The sequence below is a fragment of the Stenotrophomonas sp. LARHCG68 genome, assembly GCF_052871705.1.
Window position 1 is genome coordinate 95,307 of record NZ_JBIXJV010000001.1, and the last position, 18,517, is coordinate 113,823.

Genomic DNA, 18,517 nt, shown 5'->3' on the forward strand with positions numbered 1-18,517 from the left:
CCCCCTTCCACCGCATCCACCGCAAGGCGCCTTCCCATGCCGACACTTCCTCCATCCCCGCTGAGATCCACAGCTGCAGCACCGGTGGTCAACACCAAGGTGGCGCTGGCGGTGGTCACCACGATCTTCTTCATGTGGGGCTTTCTGACCTGCCTCAATGACATCCTGATCCCGCACCTGAAGAGCGTGTTCCAGCTCAACTTCGCGCAGGCGATGCTGGTGCAGTTCACCTTCTTCGGTGCGTACTTCCTGATGTCCTTGCCGGCCGGGCGGCTGGTCGCGCACGTGGGCTACAAGCAGGGCATCGTGATCGGGCTGGTGATCGCCGGCATCGGTGCCATCGGCTTCTGGCCGGCGGCGGAACTGCGCGTGTATGGCGCGTTCCTGACCGCGTTGTTCGTGCTGGCCACCGGCATTACCGTGCTGCAGGTGGCGGCCAACCCGTACGTGGCGCTGCTGGGCCCGGAGCGCACCAGTTCCAGCCGGCTGACGTTGGCGCAGGCGATGAACTCGCTGGGCACCACGCTGGCGCCGTACTTCGGTGGCGTGCTGATCCTGTCCAACACGGTCAAGACCACCGACCAGATCGCGGTGCTGCCGGACGCCGAGCGCGCGGCGTACTTCGCCCACGAGGCCAGTGCGGTGCAGGGGCCCTATCTGGGCTTGGGCATCTTCCTGTTCCTGCTGGCGGTGTTCGTGTTCCTGTTCCGCCTGCCCAGGCTCACCGAGACCACCGAGAAGGCCGATGAAAGCCATCATTCGTGGAGCGACGTTCTGCGGCACCGCCACCTGGTGCTGGGCGTGCTCGGCATCTTCTTCTACGTGGGTGCGGAAGTGGCGATCGGCAGCCTGATGGTCAACTACTTCTCGTTGCCTGAGATTGGTGGCATCACCGAGGCGCAGGCATCCAACTATCTGTCGGCATACTGGTTCCTTGCCATGGTGGGCCGGTTCACCGGCGCGGCGCTGATGGTGAAACTGTCACCGCGCAAGCTGCTGGCATTGTTCGCGGCGGTGAACATCGCGCTGCTGGTGACCACCGTGAGCAACACCGGCATGACTGCCGTGTACAGCCTGATCTGCATTGGCCTGTTCAACTCGATCATGTTCCCGACCATCTTCGCGCTCAGCATCGAGGGCCTGGGGCCGCTGACCAGCAAGGGTTCGAGCCTGCTGATCATGGCCATCGTCGGTGGTGCGATCGTGCCGTACCTGCAGGGCCAGCTGGCGGATCGCATCGGTCTGCACCATTCGTTCGTGCTGCCGCTGCTGTGCTACGGCTACATCATCTTCTATGGCCTGTTCGGTGCCCGCCGCGGCGCGGCCGCCACTGGGGCCGCATGAGCCAGCCATGAGTACTCCACGCATGCCATCCCCGTGCGCCAACCGCTCCGGCCCCCGGCAGGACGGGGCAGGGCCAAGTTTTCCCTACACCTCCGTTGCCGGCGCGTGGTCCGGTGACGAAGGTTCCGTGCCGCGGTGCGGCCATCCGCTATCCCATGGCAGGACGGGCATGTCGCCCGCCGCCGTCATCGCCCAAGGAGACTGAGGCCAGATGGGCAAGATTGTTTGTTTCGGCGAAATTTTGATCGATCTACTCGCGCAGCCGCCGGCCACGCCGGATACCCCGCGCGCGTTCCTGCAGTACGCCGGTGGCGCGCCGGCCAACGTCGCGGTGGCCGCCGCGCGGCTGGGTGCCAGCAGCCATTTCGCCGGCATGCTGGGCCGCGACATGTTTGGTGACTTCCTCGCCGAGAGCCTGGCGCAGGCCGGCGTGGCGACCGACTGCGTGGTGCGTACCGATGCGGCCAAGACCGCGCTGGCGTTCGTGGCGCTGGATGCTGCGGGCGAGCGCAGCTTCAGCTTCTATCGTCCGCCGGCGGCGGACCTGCTGTTCCGTGACGAGCACTTCGTGCCGGCCTGCTTCGACGGGACGGCCTGCTTCCACGTCTGCTCCAACAGCCTGACCGAGCCGGCCATCGCCGCGGCCACCTACGCCGGCATGGACCGCGCGCGCGCGGCCGGTGCCATGGTCAGCCTGGACCTCAACCTGCGCCCGGCGCTGTGGCCGGCCGATGCCGACCCCACGCCGTGGCTGTGGCAGGCGCTGGAGCGTGCCGATCTGGTCAAGCTTTCGCGCGAGGAACTGGACTACCTGGCCGCGCCGCTGGGCGAGGACGGCGAAGCCCGGGTGATCGCGCGCCTGCTGGCCGCGCGTGCCGGTTGGGTGATCATCACCGACGGCGCCGCGCCGCTGCGATGGCATACCCGGCACGGCCATGGCCAAGTGCCCAGCTTCAAGGTGGCGACCGTGGATACCACTGCGGCCGGCGATGCCTTCGTCGGCGGCGTGCTGGTGGCGATGAGCGAGCGCGAAGGGTCCGGCCAGGGCTTTGCCGCGTTCTGCGCCAACCCGCAGGCCATCACCGACACCCTGCGTTTCGGTGCCGCCGTCGGCGCGCTGGCGGTCACCCGCAAGGGCGCGTTCGCCGCGATGCCCGACCGTGCCGAAGTGCATCACCTGCTGCAGCAACAGGAGCAAACCGCATGACCACCGCATCGCCCGCGTTCCGCTCGCCGGAGTTCCTGCGCGCCCATATCGCCAGGACGATGGCGTTCTACCACCCGCACTGCATCGACCCGAACGGCGGCTTCTTCCACTACTACCTGGACGACGGCACGGTGTATGACGCCAGCCACCGCCACCTGGTCAGCAGTACGCGCTTCGTCTTCAACTATGCGATGGCCTACCGCGAGTTCGGCAACGCCGAGTACCTGGCCGCGGTGAAGCACGGCGTGGACTACCTGCGCAACGTGCACCGCAACCCGGCCACCGGCGGCTACGCCTGGACCCTGCGCGATGGCAAGGTCGAGGACGGCATGAATCACTGCTACGGCCTGGCCTTCGTGCTGCTGGCCTACAGCTGTGCGCTGAAAGCCGGCATCGCGCAGGGCCGGGAATGGATGGACGAGACCTGGCAGCTGCTGGAGCGGCACTTCTGGGAAGCGCCGCACGGCCTGTACCGCGACGAGGCCGATGCGCAGTGGAACTTCACCGGCTACCGCGGCCAGAACGCCAACATGCACATGTGCGAGGCGATGCTGGCCGCGTTCGAAGCCAGCGGCGAGCAGCGCTACCTGGACCGTGCGCTGCAGCTGGCCGACAACATGACCCGCCGCCAGGCAGCCAAGGCCGGTGGCCTGGTGTGGGAGCACTACGACACCGCGTGGAACATCGACTGGGATTACAACCTGGACAATCCCAAGCACCTGTTCCGTCCGTGGGGCTTCCAGCCCGGCCACCAGACCGAGTGGGCCAAGCTGCTGATGATCCTGGACCGGCACGTGCAGGCCGACTGGCTGGTGCCGACCGCGCGCCACCTGTTCGACGTGGCGGTGGCCAATTCCTGGGACGCCGCACGCGGTGGCCTGTACTACGGCTTCGCGCCGGAAGCCCGCCGCCAGCCGGACATGCACGGTGCGCCGATCGGCACCGACAGCTTCGTCTGTGACGACGACAAGTACTTCTGGGTGCAGGCCGAGTCGCTGGCCGCGGCCGCGTTGCTGGCCCAGCGCACCGGTGATGATGCCTACTGGCAGTGGTACGAGCGGCTGTGGGCGTATTCGTGGGAACACATGGTCGACCACACCTACGGTGCCTGGTTCCGGATCCTGGACGCCGACAACTGCAAGTACAGCAACGAGAAGAGCCCGGCCGGCAAGACCGATTACCACACCATGGGTGCCTGCCACGAAGTGTTGAACGTGGTGCGTGGCGCGCACTGAGCAGCACTGAACAGCGGGCGCCTGCGTGACTGCGGGCGTCCGGGCATCACCGGCAATCGCCGCGGCACCCCGGCGCCGTGGACGCAATGAACGACACGCCGGAAGGCGTGGCCCTCCCGCAACCGGCAGCACGAAGGAGCTCGCATGCAGTACGTGCGCACGAAATTTGGATCGATACAAAATCGTTTCATCCGGTTCGGTTGGCTGGCCCTGCTGGTGGTGTCGTGCACCGTGGCGGGCGTTGCGTCGGCGGCTCCCCTGCAGGCGCAGTGGAGCTTCCGGCTGCTGCCGGGCAGCGTGCATACCGACCTGCAGGCCGCCGGCGTGATCGGTGATCCCTACGTCGGCGCGGCCGAGGCCGGCCTGCAGTGGATCGGCCTGGGCGACTGGGAATACCGCGCCCGCTTCGACGTGGAGGCGACCACGCTCAAGCGCCGCCATGCCGAACTGCGCTTCGACGGCTTGGATACGTTTGCCGAGGTCAGCCTCAACGGTGCGCCACTGCTGCGCGCCGACAATGCCCACCGCACCTGGCGCGCGCGCGTCGATGGGCGGCTGAAGGCCACCGGCAACGAGCTGCGCATCGTGTTCCGCTCGCCGATCCGCATGTTGCTGCCGCAAGTGCAGGCGATGCCGCACAAGATTGCCGGCAACTATCCCTCGCCCTACGGCGACGAGCCGAAGGACGCGATGGTCGGCAACTTCGCGCGCAAGCCGGCCTACCACTTCGGCTGGGACTGGGGCCCGCGCTACGTCACCGCCGGTGTCTGGCGCGCGGTGCAGCTGTCCAGCTGGGACGGCAACCGCATCACCGACCTGGCCGTGCGCACCGACACGCTGGACGAGGCACATGCCGCGCTGACGGTGCTGCTGCAGGTCGAGCAAAGCGACGCCGCCGGCAGCGCCAGCGTGGCCGTGGACGTGCTGGACCCGGACGGAAAGCGCGTGCAGCGCATCGAGCGGCAGCTGATGCTGCGCCCCGGCAGCAATGACCTGCAGCTGCCGGTCACTATCGAGCAGCCGCGTCGCTGGTGGCCGGTGGGACAGGGCGCGCAGGACCGCTACACGGTGCAGGCGCGTGTCGAAGGTGGCCGTAGCGATGAACAACAGGCGCGCCTGCGCACCGGGTTGCGCACGGTGGAGCTGCGCCGTGAGAACGATGCGCAGGGCGGGCAGGGCTTCAGCTTCGTCATCAACGGTGTGCCGGTATTCGCCAAGGGCGCCAACGTGATCCCGTTCGATGCGTTCCCGGCGCGGGTCACGCGCGAACGCCTGCGCCGCGACCTGCAGGCCGCGCGCGATGCCAACATGAACATGCTGCGCAACTGGGGCGGTGGTTACTACGAGGATGATGCGTTCTTCGACATCGCCGACGAGCTCGGCCTGCTGGTCTGGCAGGACTTCATGTTCGGCGGCGGCATGCAGCCCGGCTACGACCCGGCGTTCCGCGCCAGCGTGGTGGCCGAGGCGCGCGACAACGTGCGCCGGCTGCGCCACCACCCAAGCATCGTGCTGTGGTGTGGCAACAACGAGGAAGAAACCGCGTGGAAGGACTGGGGCCACGGCAAGGACCTGAGCGCCGCCGACCCGGTGTTCGCGGCCAAGGTCTGGCAGGGCTACGTGGACCTGTTCGGCACCGACCTGCGCGCCGTGGTGGCCGAGGAAGGCCTGGGCGTGCCGTACTGGTCCAGCTCGCCGAGCAACGACCTCGATGCCAAGGCCAATGATTCCACGCGCGGCGACAAGCACTACTGGCAGGTATGGGGCAACCCGGCATTGCCGGTGACCGCCTACCTGCGCGAGACACCGCGCTTCATGTCCGAGTACGGGCTGCAGGCGTGGCCGCAACAATCCACCATCGATGCCTTCGCGACCGGCCAGGAACAGCAGATCGACGGCCCGGTGATCCAGGCGCACCAGAAATTCATGGCCGGCAAGGGCAACGAGCGGCTGTTGCACTACATCCAGATGGAGTACGGCACGCCGCGTTCGTTCGCCGACTTCGTCTACCTGAGCCAGGTGATGCAGGCCGAGGGCATCGCGCTGGCGGCGTTGCACCACCGCGCCTCGCGGCCGTACACGATGGGATCGCTGTACTGGCAGCTCAACGATGTCTGGCCCGGTGCGTCGTGGTCGAGCGTGGACTACTACGGCCACTGGAAGGCGCTGCACTTCCATGCGCGGCGCTTCTTCGCCGATGTCGCGGTGGCGGCGCTGCGTGACGAGGGCGTGACCCGGGTCAGCCTGCTCAATGACGGCCGCAGCGCGCTGCAGGCACAGCTACGGATCCGCGTGCTCGATGTCGACGGCAGGCAGCTCCACCAGCAGCAACAGGCGGTGACGCTGGCCGCGCAGGCGGCCACCGAGGCCGCGCGCCTGAGCGATGCTGCGCTGCTGCAGGGGGCCGACCCGCGGCGCAGCCTGGCCGTGTTCGAGCTGCTGCAGGACGATGCGGTCATCGCCGAGCGGGTCGTCTACTTCGCCGCCGCCAAGGACCAGCCGCTGGCGGCCGGGCAGGTGGCCAGCGCGCTCGTCGCACAGGGCGACCATTACCTGCTGCGCCTGCGCAGCCCCTCACTGGCGCGTGCGCTGTGGATTGATTTCGGCAACGTCGATGCGCGCGTTGAGGACAACGCCTTCGACCTGCTGCCTGCTTCCCCCCGTGACGTGGTCGTGCGCAGCCGCGCCGACCTGTCGACCCTGCGTGCCGCGCTGCGTCTGCAGACGCTGGGCGACACGCTGCACTCCACCCTTGCACCACCGCAAGACGTTCCCACTCCGAGGACCCGATGATGAACCGAGCCCTGCGCACCGCCCCGCTGGTCGCCGCCCTGATGCTGGCGCTGAGCGCCTGCAACCCGTCGCCCGCCCCGAGCGACAGCACGCCCGCCGCACCGGCCGCCGCCGCTGCCACGCCCGCCCTGGCCACCGTGCCGGCCGTCGACGAGGCCGAAGCGGCACGCATGGCCGAACAGGTCCGCGAAGCCACCCGCCATGCCTGGCAGGGCTACATGCAGTACGCCAAGGGCCACGATGACCTGAAGCCGCTCAGCGCCAAGCCGCGTGACTGGTACCCGCAGCCGCTGCTGATGTCGCCGGTCGATGCCCTGGATACCCTGCTGCTGCTGGGCATGGACAAGGAAGCCAACGAAGCGCGCGAGCTGATCGTCAGCCAGCTGTCCTTCGACCAGGACATCGACGTGCAGAACTTCGAGGTCACCATCCGCCTGCTGGGTGGCCTGCTGTCGGCCTACCAGATGACCAACGACGAGCGCCTGCTCAAGCTCGCCGATGACCTGGGCACGCGCCTGTCGCCGGTGTTCGACAGCCCCACCGGCCTGCCGTACACCCACGTCAACCTGCGCACCGGCAAGACCAGCGGCACCATCAGCAACCCGGCCGAGACCGGCACGCTGCTGCTGGAGTTCGGCACCCTGGCCAAGCTCACCGGCAAGCAGGCGTACTACGACAAGGCCAAGCGCGCGCTGGTGGAAACCCACAACCGCCGCTCCAAGATCGGCCTGGTCGGCCTGAACATCAACGTCGAGACCGGCGAGTGGACCAACACCGATGCCTCCATCGCCGGCGGCATCGACTCGTACTACGAGTACCTGCTCAAGTGCTGGAAGCTGTTCGGCGACGAGGACTGCAAGCGCATGTGGGACGAGAGCATCGGCCCGCTGAACCAGTACCTGGCCGACGAGGTGCGTGAAGGCGAGCTGTGGTACGGCCACGCCGACATGAACACCGGCGCACGCACCTCCACCACCTACGGCGCGCTGGATGCGTTCATGCCGGGCCTGCTCGCGCTGGGCGGCGACCTGGACCGCGCCAAGCGCCTGCAGGAGTCCAACCTGAAGATGTGGCGCCTGCACGGCATCGAGCCGGAGTCGCTGGACTACGCGGCGATGGAAGTGCGCTCGCCGGGCTACGCACTGCGTCCGGAGATCGTCGAGTCGGCCTACTACCTGCACCACTACACCGGTGACACCCGCTACCGCGGCATGGGCAAGGAGTTCTTCGACGACTTCGTCAAGCACACCCGCACCGAGCACGGCTTTGCCGCGCTGAAGGATGTGCGCAGCAAGGAGAAGGACGACTCGATGGAGAGCTTCCTGTTCGCCGAGACCTTCAAGTACTACTACCTGCTGTTCGCGCCGGCCAAGACCCTGGACTTCGACGGCGTGGTGTTCAACACCGAAGCGCATCCGCTGCGGAAGACCTGGTAAAGCGGAAGCGACCCTTACCCCACCCCTTCCCCCGCAGACGGGGGAGGGGCTCAGATCTGCATCGGCTTTCTGCTCAAAGCCCCTCTCCCGCCTGCGGGGGAGGGGGTGGAGGGCGTGCTCATTCATCCGGGCAGGCACGAGACTTGTCGTAAGAGCGCGCTAAACTCCACCGCAACGGGGAGCGAGGCGGGCGCTGATGGAGTTGTCTTCCATCCTGATTGTCGATGATGACGCGGCGTCGCTGGCGCGGCTGGCACGGCTCGTGGCCGAACTGCTGGACCCGCAGCCGGTGCGGCTCCGGACCGCCGCCAACCTTGCCGATGCCCGCGACCTGCTGCAGCGCGAATCCTTCGCGCTGGCGTTGGTGGACATGCAGCTGCCCGACGGCACCGGCACCGATCTGATCGCGTGGATGCAGCAGCAGGCCACGCAGGCGCAGGCGGTGATCGTGTCCGCGTTCGCCGAGGAAGAGGCGATCTTCGCCGCGCTGCGTGCCGGTGCGGTGGGCTACCTGCTCAAGGACCGCGATGACATCGAGCTGCGCGTGGCGTTGCGCAGCCTGCAGCGTGGCGGTGCACCGATCGACCCGATGATCGCCCGGCGCATCCTTGCCTTCGTGCCCGCGGCGACACCCACGGCACCTGCTCCGGCGGCCAGCGTGCCGCTGTCCGAACGCGAGCTGGGCATCCTCGGCCTGGTCGCGCAGGGCTACGGCAACCGCGAGATCGCCGAGCTGCTCAGCCTGTCGCGCCTGACCATCGAGGCACATACCCGCAACATCTACCGCAAGCTGGCCGTCGGTTCGCGCACCGCGGCGGTGTTCGAGGCGCGCGTGCTCGGGCTGCTGCCATGATCCGCGGGCTGCTGGGCCTGCTGTTGCTGCTGGTGATGGGGAGCGCGCTGGCCGCTCCGCCGGCGGTGGCGCGCATCGTGCAGGCCGAAGCGGTGCGCAGCGGCTGGGAGGCGCAGGCGCCACCGTTGCAGGGGTGGGAGCCGGTGACCCTGGCCGACCAATGGCAGACGCGCTGGCCCGACCACGACGGCGTGGTCTGGTACCGGCTGCGCTGGGAGCAGGGCGATGCCGGCGAACCCACCGGCCTGCTGCTGGACTACACCTGCATGGCCGCGGCGGTCTACCTCAACGGCAGCCTGATCGACCGCGACCCGTCGCTGGTCGAACCGTTGTCGCGCAGCTGGCATGTGCCGCGCTACTACCTGCTGCAGTCGCCATTGCTGCGGCAGGGTGAGAACGAACTGCTGGTGCGGGTGTCGGGGCTGGCCGCGTACCAGCCATCGTTCGGCGTGGTCGACGTGGGCGATGCCGCCGTGCTGCAGGCACGCTACCGGCAGGAAGTACGCGTGCGGCATGACCTGCAGCTGCTCGATACCGCCATCGGCTTCGTGCTGGCCGGCGTGATCGGCCTGTTCTGGCTGTTGCGGCGCAAGGAGGCGATGTACGGCTGGTATGCGCTGAGCGCGGTGTTCGGGCGCATGTACGACACCAACTTCGTGGCCACCAGCCCGTGGCCGTTTACCACCACCGATGGCTGGCAGGCCTTCATCGCTGGCTGCTACGTGGTGGCTGCGGCGGCGCACACCGTGTTCCTGCTGCGCTTCAGCGAGCGGCGCTGGCCACGCTTCGAGCGCGTGCTGATGGCCCTGGCGGCGGTGGCGATGGCCGCGGCGCTGCTGTGGCCGCAGTGGATGGGGCCGCATCGCAACCTCTACCTGGTGCCGCTCATCGCCTTCCTGTACGTGGTGTCGTTCACCTTCATGGGCTATGCGCTGCGCAGTGGCCGTCGTGACGCGCAGGTGCTGGCCTTGTGCATCGTCCTGCCGATCCTGGTGTCGCTGCACGACCTGGGCGTGTACATGGGCTGGTACGGCGGGGTCAGTTACCTGGGATCCTTCACCTCGCCGTTGATGCTGCTGGGCATGGGCTTCGTGCTGGCCTACCGTTTCGCCAACACGATGAAACGCGTGGAAGGGTTCAACGCCGAGCTGCGCCATGAAGTACAGCAGGCCACGTCCCAGCTGTCGCAAACCCTGAACGCGCAGCATGCGCTGGAGCTGGCGCACAGCCGCGCCGGTGAGCGCCTGCAGTTGGTGCGCGACCTGCACGATGGTTTCGGCGGCACCCTGGTCGGGGCGATCGCGCGGCTGGAGCAGGCCCCGCAGGAGATGCCGCGTTCCAAGGTGATCGAACTGCTGCGCGAGATGCGCGACGACCTGCGCCTGGTGATCGACAGCACCGCACGCGAGCACGCCGACCTGGCCGAGATGCTGGTGCCCTTGCGGCACCGCGCCAGCACCCTGCTGGAAGCCGGCGGCATCGATACCTACTGGCACCTGCAGGACCTGCACGGGGTGGAACTGGGCGCCTCACGCAGCCTGGACCTGCTGCGGCTGATGCAGGAAGCCCTGACCAACGCGTTCAAGCATGCCCGTGCGACACGGGTGGACATCACCCTGCGACGGGACGGTGACCGGCTGCAGCTGCAGATCGACGACGACGGCATCGGCCTGCCGGCGACCGTCCCAGGCAGCGCAGCGGGCGGCGCCGGCATGGCCAGCATGCAGCTGCGGGCCAGGCGCATGGGCGGTGACCTGCAGGTGGGCCCGGCCGATGACCGGAACGGAACCCGCGTGCAGCTGGAGCTCGACCTCGCCCGTTGATCCGCGTCCCAAGGACACCTGCGTACCTGATTTCGTGGATGCTGATCCTGCAACGATGGCGATAGGGTTTGCCCCTTGTTGAATCGGGGGACACCATCATGCGCGGCCGTGTCATTTCAAAGGCTGATCGAGTAGCCGCGGCACTGGCGGTCGCCGGCCTGCTCATCTTGTTCCCATCGCTGCCTGCGGATGCAGCCGAAGTGGTCGGTGGAACCACGCCAACGGCCCCCTGCACTCAGGATGCAAGTACCGGTGCCCTGGCCTGCCTGGACGGCAGTCGGGTGGGCGGTGACGGTGCGTCTGGGCCATACCAGCTCGGTTACTCCAGTTCGGCCGGCGGCTTGGGAAATGCGACGGGCAACATGGCGATCGGCAAGGGCAGCTCGGTCGGCATGGGCGGGCAAGGTGCCAACGGGACGGCCGGTGGGAGCGGTGGGGTGGGTGGCAGCGGTGGAGGCTACAACCTCGCCTTTGGTGCCGGCAGCAGCGCCGGCAATGGCGGTAAGGCCGGCGACGGCAGTGCCGGCGGCACCGGCGGAGATGGTGGTGCCGGCGGAAACTACAACATCGCTCTGGGCGATGGCAGCGAGGCGGGCAACGGCGCCGATGGCAAGGAAGGCTGTTGTGGCTTCAAGGGCACGTCTGGCACCGCAGGTACGGACAACAACGTGGCCATCGGCAGGAATGCCAAGGCAACGGGCGGCAGTTCAGTTGCACTGGGGGCGGGCAGCACCGATGCCGGCCTGGCCAACGTGGTGTCGGTCGGTTCGGCCAGCCAGCAACGGCGCGTCGTCAACGTTGCCGCCGGCGTTGCCGCCACCGATGCCGCCAATGTGGGCCAGCTCACCGCGCTGGGCACGTCGTTGAATGCGAACCTGGGTGGGGTCGCGGCCTGGCTGGGCGGTGGGGCCGCTTACAGCGGCGGCGTGTTCACCGCGCCGACCTTCGCCGTCCAGGGCAACAGCTACGGCAATGTCGGTGCCGCGCTGTCGGCCATCGATACCCAGCTCACCGCGATCAAGGGCCGCGCGGACCTGGCGGTGTACTACGACGACGCCAGCAAGGCCTCGCTGACGCTTGGCGGCGGCGCCGGCTCCGGCTCGGGTTCGGGGGGAACATCGGGGGGGACCCAGGTGGCGGGCGTGGCCGATGGCACCGCTGCCGACCATGCAGTCAACAAGGGGCAGATGGATGCGGGGGATGCGGCCGCCATCGACGCGGCCGGGAATTACACCGATGCCCGCGAAGGCGCGATCCGTGCGGATATGGCCACCGCCGACGCCAACGTGCTGTCCTCGGCCAAGGCGCATGCCGACAGCGGTGATGCAGCCACCCTGGCGGCGGCCAACGGTCATACCGACAACCGTGAAGCCGCGATCCGCACGGACATGGCCACTGCCGATGCCAACGTGCTGTCCTCGGCCAGGGCGCATGCGGACAGCGGTGATGCCACCACGCTGCAGTCGGCCCGCAGCTACGCAGATGGCACCGCCAGCCAGGCCGTCGCTGCCGCGAACAGCTATACCGACAGCCGTTTCGAGGCCGTGGACCTGCAGTTCGACGGGTTGCGGCGGGAGATGGATGACCGCTTCACCCGCCAGGACCGTCGCATCGACCGGATGGGCGCGATGAGCAGCGCGATGCTCAACATGGCGGTGAATGCGGCGGGTTCGCAGAGCAATGGCGGGCGCGTTTCGGTCGGCGCGGGTTTCCAGGGCAGCGAGAAGGCCCTGTCGATCGGCTACGGCCGCAAGCTCGGCGCGCGTGGCTCGTTCTCGCTGGGGGGCGCATTCAGTGGCAGCGAGAAATCAGGCGGTATCGGCTTCGGCGTGGATCTGTAGGTCGTTCGATCCGCGCCAGCGATGCGGGGGCGTCATGAACACTTTCAGGTGCATGGTCCAGGCGCGTCGTGCCGAGGGCGTGCCGGGCCGGCAGAACAACGCGTGGCGCGCGTGCAGTCCGATCCGCTGGCCCGCCGCGGGGCCGGTTGCAGGTGCATGGCTGGTCCACGACCCGGACCTGCGGCGCTGCATCGAGTGCGATGCGAACCAGGATGCCTGGCGCACGGTGATCGCGCAGCAGCAGGCGTTCGCCTCGGTGATCACCCGCATGGAGGCCGCCGCGGCGTCCTCCATTGGCGGTTGAACGCTGCCACGTCAGTACAGGTCCATCGGGTCGACATCCAGCGACCAGCGCACGCGTCGCGCCTGCGGCAACGCATACACCTGTGGCATCAGCCCATCCAGCAGGCCATGCAGGGGCCGCCGCTGCGTGGCTGACAGCAGCAACTGGGTGCGCTGGAATCCCGCCCGTCGCGGCATCGGTGCCGGCATCGGGCCATAACGCTCGACGACGCTCTCGGTGGGGACCAACTGCTTCACCGCGGCCAGGAAGGCATTGGCCTGTTCCACCTGCTTGGCCTCGGCGCGCAGCAATGCCAGGTGCGCGAACGGTGGAAAGCCCGCGGCCTCGCGTTGCACCAGCTCGGCTTCGGCGAAGGCGTGGTAGCCGCCGTTGACCAGCGTGTGCAGCAGCGCATTGTCCGGGTGGTGGGTCTGCAGCCAGACCTCGCCGGGGCGGTCGGCGCGGCCGGCGCGGCCGGCGACCTGGATCAGCTGCTGGGCCAGCTTCTCGCTGGCGCGGAAGTCGGCCGAGAACAGGCCTTCATCGATGCCCACCACCACCACCAGGGTCAGCTTGGGCAGGTCGTGGCCCTTGGCCAGGATCTGCGTGCCGACCAGGATGCCGGGCTGCTCGCCCAGCGTGGCCAGGGTCTGCTCCAACGCGTCGCGTCGCGCGGTGGTACCACGGTCGATGCGCAGCACGGGATACTCGGGGAACAGCTGCAGCAGGCGTTCTTCCAGCCGCTCGGTGCCGATGCCCTGCGGCTGCAGGGCCAGGCTGCCGCAGTCCGGGCAGGCCAGCGGCACCGGTTGGCGCGCGCCGCAGTGGTGGCACTGCAGCCGTCGGCCCGCGCCGTGCACGGTCATCGGCGTGCTGTGCAGGGGCGTGCTGCAGCGCTTGCAGGGCGCGGTCCAGCCACAGTCGTGACAGAGCAGCACCGGTGCGTAGCCGCGGCGGTTCTTGAACACCAGCACCTGGTTGCCGGCCTGCAGGTGCTGGCCGATGCCGGCCAGCACTTCGGGCGAGAGGCCATCCTGCAGTGGCCGCTTGCGCACGTCGTAGATGCGCACGCCCGGTGGCTTGGCGTCGCCGGCGCGCTGCTTCAGGCGCAGGTGCGTGTAACGTCCGCTGCGCGCGTTGTGCAGCGATTCCAGCGACGGCGTGGCGCTGCCCAGCACCACCGGCACGTCCAATGCCTTGCCACGGACCAGCGCGAAATCACGGGCGTGGTAACGGATGCCGTCCTGCTGCTTGTAGCTGCCATCGTGCTCTTCGTCGACGACGATCAGGCCCGGTTGCGGCAACGGGATGAACACCGCCGAGCGCGTGCCTACGATCACCCGCGCCTCGCCGCGCGAGGCCGCGGCCCAGACGCGGGCGCGCTCGTTGTCGTTCAGGCCCGAATGCAGCGCATGCACCGGGATGCCCAGTCGCTTGCGGAAGCGCGCCAGCATCTGCGGGGTCAGGCCGATTTCCGGCACCAGCACCAGCGCTTGCCGGCCCTGTTCCAGGCAGCGGCTGATCGCCTGCAGGTAGACCTCGGTCTTGCCGCTGCCGGTGACGCCGTCGAGCAGGAACGGCTGGAAGCCGGGCGCCGCGGCGATGGCATCGATGGCCAGTTGCTGCTGCGGGTTCGGGACCGGCCCGGGATGCAGGTGCGGCACCGGCACCTGCGCGGGCACCTCGATGCGATGGGCGAAGTCACGCTTGGCCAACGCGCGGGCGGCGCTGCGCCAGTCCTCGAGCAGGTCGTCCAGGCGGTCCTCGTTGACCGCGCCATCCTGCAGCACCTGGGCCAGGCGCTGCGGGCGGGTGCCGGCGCGCAGGCGGGACAGCCCGGTGCGCCCGGCCTCGGTCAGCTGCCACGCCCAGCCATGGGTATCGGGCAGCGGTTCGCCGCGGCGCAGGGGCGCCGGCAGCGCGGTGGCGATCACTTCACCCAGCGGCGCGTGGGTGTAGCGGGCCAGCCACAGCAGCGAGGCCGCCAGCTCGCCGGCCAGCAGCGGGGCGGGGTCGAGCCATTCCAGTGCGGCCCGCAGCGGTGCCGGGTCGTCCACCTGGCCGATGCCCTCGACCACCCCCACCAGTTCGCGCGGCCCGAACGGCACGCGCAGCCGCCGGCCGATGTCGCCCTCCACGGGAGCAGGGCTGCCATCGGGCGGAAGGTAGTCGAACAGATGCGGCAACGGCACCGGCAGGGCGATGCGCAGGGTGGGGCAGGCAGGCATGGCGGGAAGTGTAGCCGCAGCAGGCCATCGCGCCGCGGCCGTTCACTTGCATCGGTTTGTTGTGCGCGGATCCATAAATGGCATGTAAACGCTCGCCCCGATTGAGGATTTCGGCTTATCCACATTTGCTGTGGATAACTCTGTGGGTGAGCGTTGTGCTCCACGCGCTTTGGGCGATGGTTCAAGCCTCAGGGTCAACTTGGACAAAAAATCGCCACATTGCTTATTCAATGAAAATCAATGGGTTAGCCGTGAAACAAAAACGAAATGCAAGCGCGGCGAGCGCTGGACACGGCGACTGTTACCGCGTCTTGACGCTGTGCACAAGTTGCGGCACGCCATGCGCAACGCCCGTGAAGCGTATGTGCAGCGGATCGGCAGTGCGGGGCGCTCTGGGTATCATTCCGGGCATGACGGAGTTCACGTGATGGCTGCACCAGCCCCTCTTTCCCCGGCCGCAGCCAATGCCCTTTCCGCGTTCCTGCGGGGGGTGGAGCGGCGTGCGCTGGTCGTTTCCGAACTGCAGACCGGTGACTCCGGCCTGGCCGAACGCGCGGTGGCGGTTGCCATGCGCGCCTTCGTCGGCCCGGCCGCCGCGCTGCAGATGGCCGAATGGCCGGCCCGCTTCTGGGGCCTGCTGTGCAGCACCCCGCAGCTGCTCAACCCGCCGGCCAGTGGTTACTGGGAAGGCCCGCTGGGCCACCTGCAGACCCTGGCCCCGGCCGAACGGTTGGCCTTGCTGCTGCGGATCGGCGCCGGGCTGGACGAGGAAATGGCCTCGGCCGTGCTCGGCGTGGACGCTTCGGCCTATCGGCGGGCGCTGGCGGCGGCCTGTCCGCTCGACGCCGGCGGCAACCCGGATGCGGCCGCCTGGCGCGCCCTGGCCGAACAGGTGCAAGTACAGATCCGCGACCTGTCGCAGCCGCGCGTGCGCCAACTGGAACAACTGCGCGAGTCGGTGATCAGCGGCGTGCTGCCGGCCCGGCCGGCGGTTGCCAAGGCCGCACCGGCCAAGGCCGAAGACCGCCGTCCGTCGCCGCGTCGCCGCGCGCGCGCGCCGTGGAGCCTGGTGACCTGGCTGCTGCTGTGCCTGCCGCTGCTGTTGCTGGTCGCCGTGGCGCTGTGGTGGTGGCGTTCCCATTTCGGCGGTGCGGTCGACCCGCCCTCCGGGCTGGCCAGCGAGGACCCGGTGCAGGTGGAAGCGTTGCGTGACAGCAGCACCCCGGCCGGTCCTGGCCAGGACCCGCATGCCGCCGGTGACGCCGCGATGCTGGCCGATCCCGACCTGGCGGTGGCCAGCGAGGCCGATTTCCTGGCCTGGTACGCCGCCGGCGGACCATTGCCGGTGGACGAATCTCAACCGCAGCCGAGCCGGCCGGAGCCGGCCGGCGCGGCATTGGAGACGGTCGATGCGGAGAACTGATCGCCTGCGTGCCTTCGGCGTGCTGCTGCTGGCCTTGGCCGGTGCCGCAAGCGCGACGACACCCAACGGCCTGCCCGGGGTGCCACAGCCAGCACCGGCCAGCGCGCCCTCGGTGCAGCCGGCATGGGCGTCGATGACCCCCCAGCAGAAGCGCGACCTGCGCGCCCGCTATGCCGCCTGGCAGGCCTTGCCGGACGCCGAGAAACTGCGCGTGCGCCGCGCCGGCGCCGCCTTGGTGGCCATGCCGGCCGCGGAGCGGCAGGCACTGCAGGCGCGTTTTGCCGGCATGGACCAGATGCACCGCGAAGGCTGGCTGCTCGGCCCGCGCCTGGGCGCGGCCTATGCGCGCCTGCAGCCGCTGCTGGGTTACCTGCCGGCAGCGCAGCGCGAGCCGATGCTCAGCCTGCTGGAGCAGCTCGATGCCGACAGCCTGGAGCAGCTGAGCCTGATCTCGCAGCGCACCCCGCCGCAGGACCGGGCCGCGCTGCGCGAGGCGCTGCTGGCGGTGGCGCCGGCCCAGCGCGCGGCGTGGCTGCGCGAGAAGGTTGGCCATTGAGCAGTCGGCGGGACAGAGCATTCATGCCCCGGGCAGGGTCATGACGCCATCACCACGCTAGAATACGCACACTCCGCGACCCGGCATCCGCGCACTCCCTGCGCCGGCCGCAGTCCGCGTCTCCTGCTTTATGTCCAGTTCTCCCGCTACGCCGCGCTTCTCGCATGAAGTGCGGACGACCGGTCTGCTCGCCTTGCCGCTGGTGCTTGGCCACGTTTCCACCGGTCTGATCTCCTTCGTCGACAACACCATCGCCGGCCACCACGGCACCGACACGTTCGCCGCGGTCAGCATCGGCACGGCGTTGCTGTGGCTGCCGATGCTGGTGCCGATCGGCACCCTGATCTCGTTGACCGCGTCGGTCTCGCAGCTGCATGGCGCTGGCCGCGAGCGCGAGATCGGCACCTTGTTCCGCCAGGCGTTGTGGCTGGGCGTGGGCCTGAGCGCGTTGATGTTCCTGTTCCTGAGCGTGGTGCCGGCATTCCTGCCGGCGTTCGGCATCGCGGCCGAAATCGTGCCCGGGGCGACCGACTTCCTGCATGCCATCCGTTGGGGCGTGCCTGCGCTGACCCTGTACTTCTGCATGCGCTACCTCAGCGAGGGCATGCATTGGACCTTGCCGACCATGCTGATCGGCTTCGGTGGCCTGCTGGTGCTGGGGCCGTTGGGTTACGCGCTGTGCAATGGCAAGTTCGGCTTCCCGGAGATGGGCGCCGAAGGGCTGGGCATCGCCTCGTCGGTGACCATGTGGGTGCAGGCACTGAGCTTCGCCACCTACCTGGCGTTGACCAAGCGTTTCGCGCACCTCGAACTTTTCAGCCACCTTGAACTGCCGCGCTGGAGCGCGATCTGGGATCTGTTGCGGACCGGCCTGCCGATCGGCATCACCGTGCTGATGGAAGGCGGCTTGTTCATCATCACCGCGCTGCTGATCGGCCGCATCGGCGCGGTGGAAGCCAGCGCGCACCAGATCGCGATCAACGTCGCCCAGCTGTGCTTCATGATCCCGATGGGCGTGGCCGAGGCCACCACCGTGCGCGTGGGCCACGCGGTCGGCAGCAACGACCCGTTGGGCGTGCGCCGCGCGACCTGGGCCGGCTATGCGATCGTGCTGGTCACCCAGATGGTGTCGATCACTGCGCTGCTGCTTGGCCACAACGCCGTGGTGCGCCTGTACACCGACGACCTGGCGGTGGCGGCGCTGGCTTCCACGTTGCTGTTGTACGCGGCCACCTTCCAGATCCCGGATGGCATCCAGGTGCTGTCGGCCGGCGCGCTGCGCGGGCTCAAGGACACGCGCGTGCCGATGTTCATCGCCATGCTGGCCTATTGGGGCATCGGCATGCCGCTGGGCGCGGGCTTCGGCCTGGGCCTGGGCTGGGGACCGCAGGGCATGTGGGTGGGCCTGATCATGGGCCTGACGGTGGCCGCGATACTGCTCGGCTGGCGCCTGCGGGTGAGCAGCCAGCGCTTGATTCTCCAGGCTTCACCCTGA

13 protein-coding genes are annotated in these 18,517 nt (G+C 68.7%); 12 read left to right on the forward strand and 1 reads right to left on the reverse strand.

The genetic code is table 11. The features are described 5' to 3' along the window. Positions 1-36: 36 nt before the first annotated feature. The 9 genes from fucP (at position 37) to ACIPR8_RS00435 (ending at position 12,836) form a co-directional block, all read left to right on the forward strand. Positions 37-1,344: an L-fucose:H+ symporter permease gene (fucP, locus tag ACIPR8_RS00395; protein WP_132865884.1), complete on the forward strand. Its 1,308-nt coding sequence runs from the start codon at positions 37-39 to the stop codon at positions 1,342-1,344. Between the two features lie 211 nt (positions 1,345-1,555). Then, positions 1,556-2,551 (forward strand): carbohydrate kinase family protein, encoded by a 996-nt coding sequence (locus ACIPR8_RS00400; protein WP_132865883.1) that lies wholly within the window; start codon positions 1,556-1,558, stop codon positions 2,549-2,551. After that, entirely contained in the window at positions 2,548-3,786 is a 1,239-nt protein-coding gene (locus ACIPR8_RS00405; protein ID WP_446539813.1) for an AGE family epimerase/isomerase, read from the forward strand. The genes ACIPR8_RS00400 and ACIPR8_RS00405 overlap by 4 nt, the downstream gene beginning before the upstream one ends. Positions 3,787-3,930: 144 nt before the next feature. Then, positions 3,931-6,579, forward strand: a complete 2,649-nt coding sequence (locus tag ACIPR8_RS00410) for a beta-mannosidase (RefSeq protein ID WP_446539814.1) — start codon at positions 3,931-3,933, stop codon at positions 6,577-6,579. Continuing rightward, positions 6,579-8,015 carry a glycoside hydrolase family 47 protein gene (locus ACIPR8_RS00415; protein ID WP_225591825.1) on the forward strand — a complete coding sequence of 479 codons (1,437 nt, stop codon included), beginning with the start codon at positions 6,579-6,581 and terminating at the stop codon, positions 8,013-8,015. Before ACIPR8_RS00410 ends, ACIPR8_RS00415 begins: the two co-directional genes overlap by 1 nt. Positions 8,016-8,211: 196 nt before the next feature. Then, positions 8,212-8,868 (forward strand): response regulator transcription factor, encoded by a 657-nt coding sequence (locus ACIPR8_RS00420; RefSeq protein ID WP_132865880.1) that lies wholly within the window; start codon positions 8,212-8,214, stop codon positions 8,866-8,868. Beyond that, entirely contained in the window at positions 8,865-10,691 is a 1,827-nt protein-coding gene (locus ACIPR8_RS00425) for an ATP-binding protein (RefSeq protein WP_446539815.1), read from the forward strand. The genes ACIPR8_RS00420 and ACIPR8_RS00425 overlap by 4 nt, the downstream gene beginning before the upstream one ends. 362 nt (positions 10,692-11,053) lie before the next feature. Then, positions 11,054-12,532, forward strand: a complete 1,479-nt coding sequence (locus tag ACIPR8_RS00430; RefSeq protein ID WP_446539816.1) for a YadA-like family protein — start codon at positions 11,054-11,056, stop codon at positions 12,530-12,532. A 34-nt stretch (positions 12,533-12,566) separates the two neighbouring features. Further along, complete coding sequence (locus ACIPR8_RS00435; protein WP_446539817.1) at positions 12,567-12,836, forward strand: hypothetical protein; 270 nt, start codon at positions 12,567-12,569, stop codon at positions 12,834-12,836. 11 nt (positions 12,837-12,847) lie between these two features. Here the strand turns inward: ACIPR8_RS00435 and ACIPR8_RS00440 are convergent, their stop codons facing one another. After that, complete coding sequence (locus ACIPR8_RS00440) at positions 12,848-15,043, reverse strand: primosomal protein N' (RefSeq protein WP_446539818.1); 2,196 nt, start codon at positions 15,041-15,043, stop codon at positions 12,848-12,850. Positions 15,044-15,470: 427 nt separating this feature from the next. Between ACIPR8_RS00440 and ACIPR8_RS00445 the strand changes: the two genes are divergently transcribed. The 3 genes from ACIPR8_RS00445 (at position 15,471) to ACIPR8_RS00455 (ending at position 18,517) form a co-directional block, all read left to right on the forward strand. Beyond that, entirely contained in the window at positions 15,471-16,466 is a 996-nt protein-coding gene (locus ACIPR8_RS00445; RefSeq protein WP_446539819.1) for a hypothetical protein, read from the forward strand. Further along, on the forward strand, positions 16,453-17,022 hold the full coding sequence (locus ACIPR8_RS00450) for a DUF3106 domain-containing protein (RefSeq protein ID WP_446539820.1): 570 nt from the start codon (positions 16,453-16,455) through the stop codon (positions 17,020-17,022). Before ACIPR8_RS00445 ends, ACIPR8_RS00450 begins: the two co-directional genes overlap by 14 nt. A gap of 130 nt (positions 17,023-17,152) precedes the next feature. Further along, positions 17,153-18,517 (forward strand): MATE family efflux transporter, encoded by a 1,365-nt coding sequence (locus tag ACIPR8_RS00455; RefSeq protein ID WP_446539821.1) that lies wholly within the window; start codon positions 17,153-17,155, stop codon positions 18,515-18,517.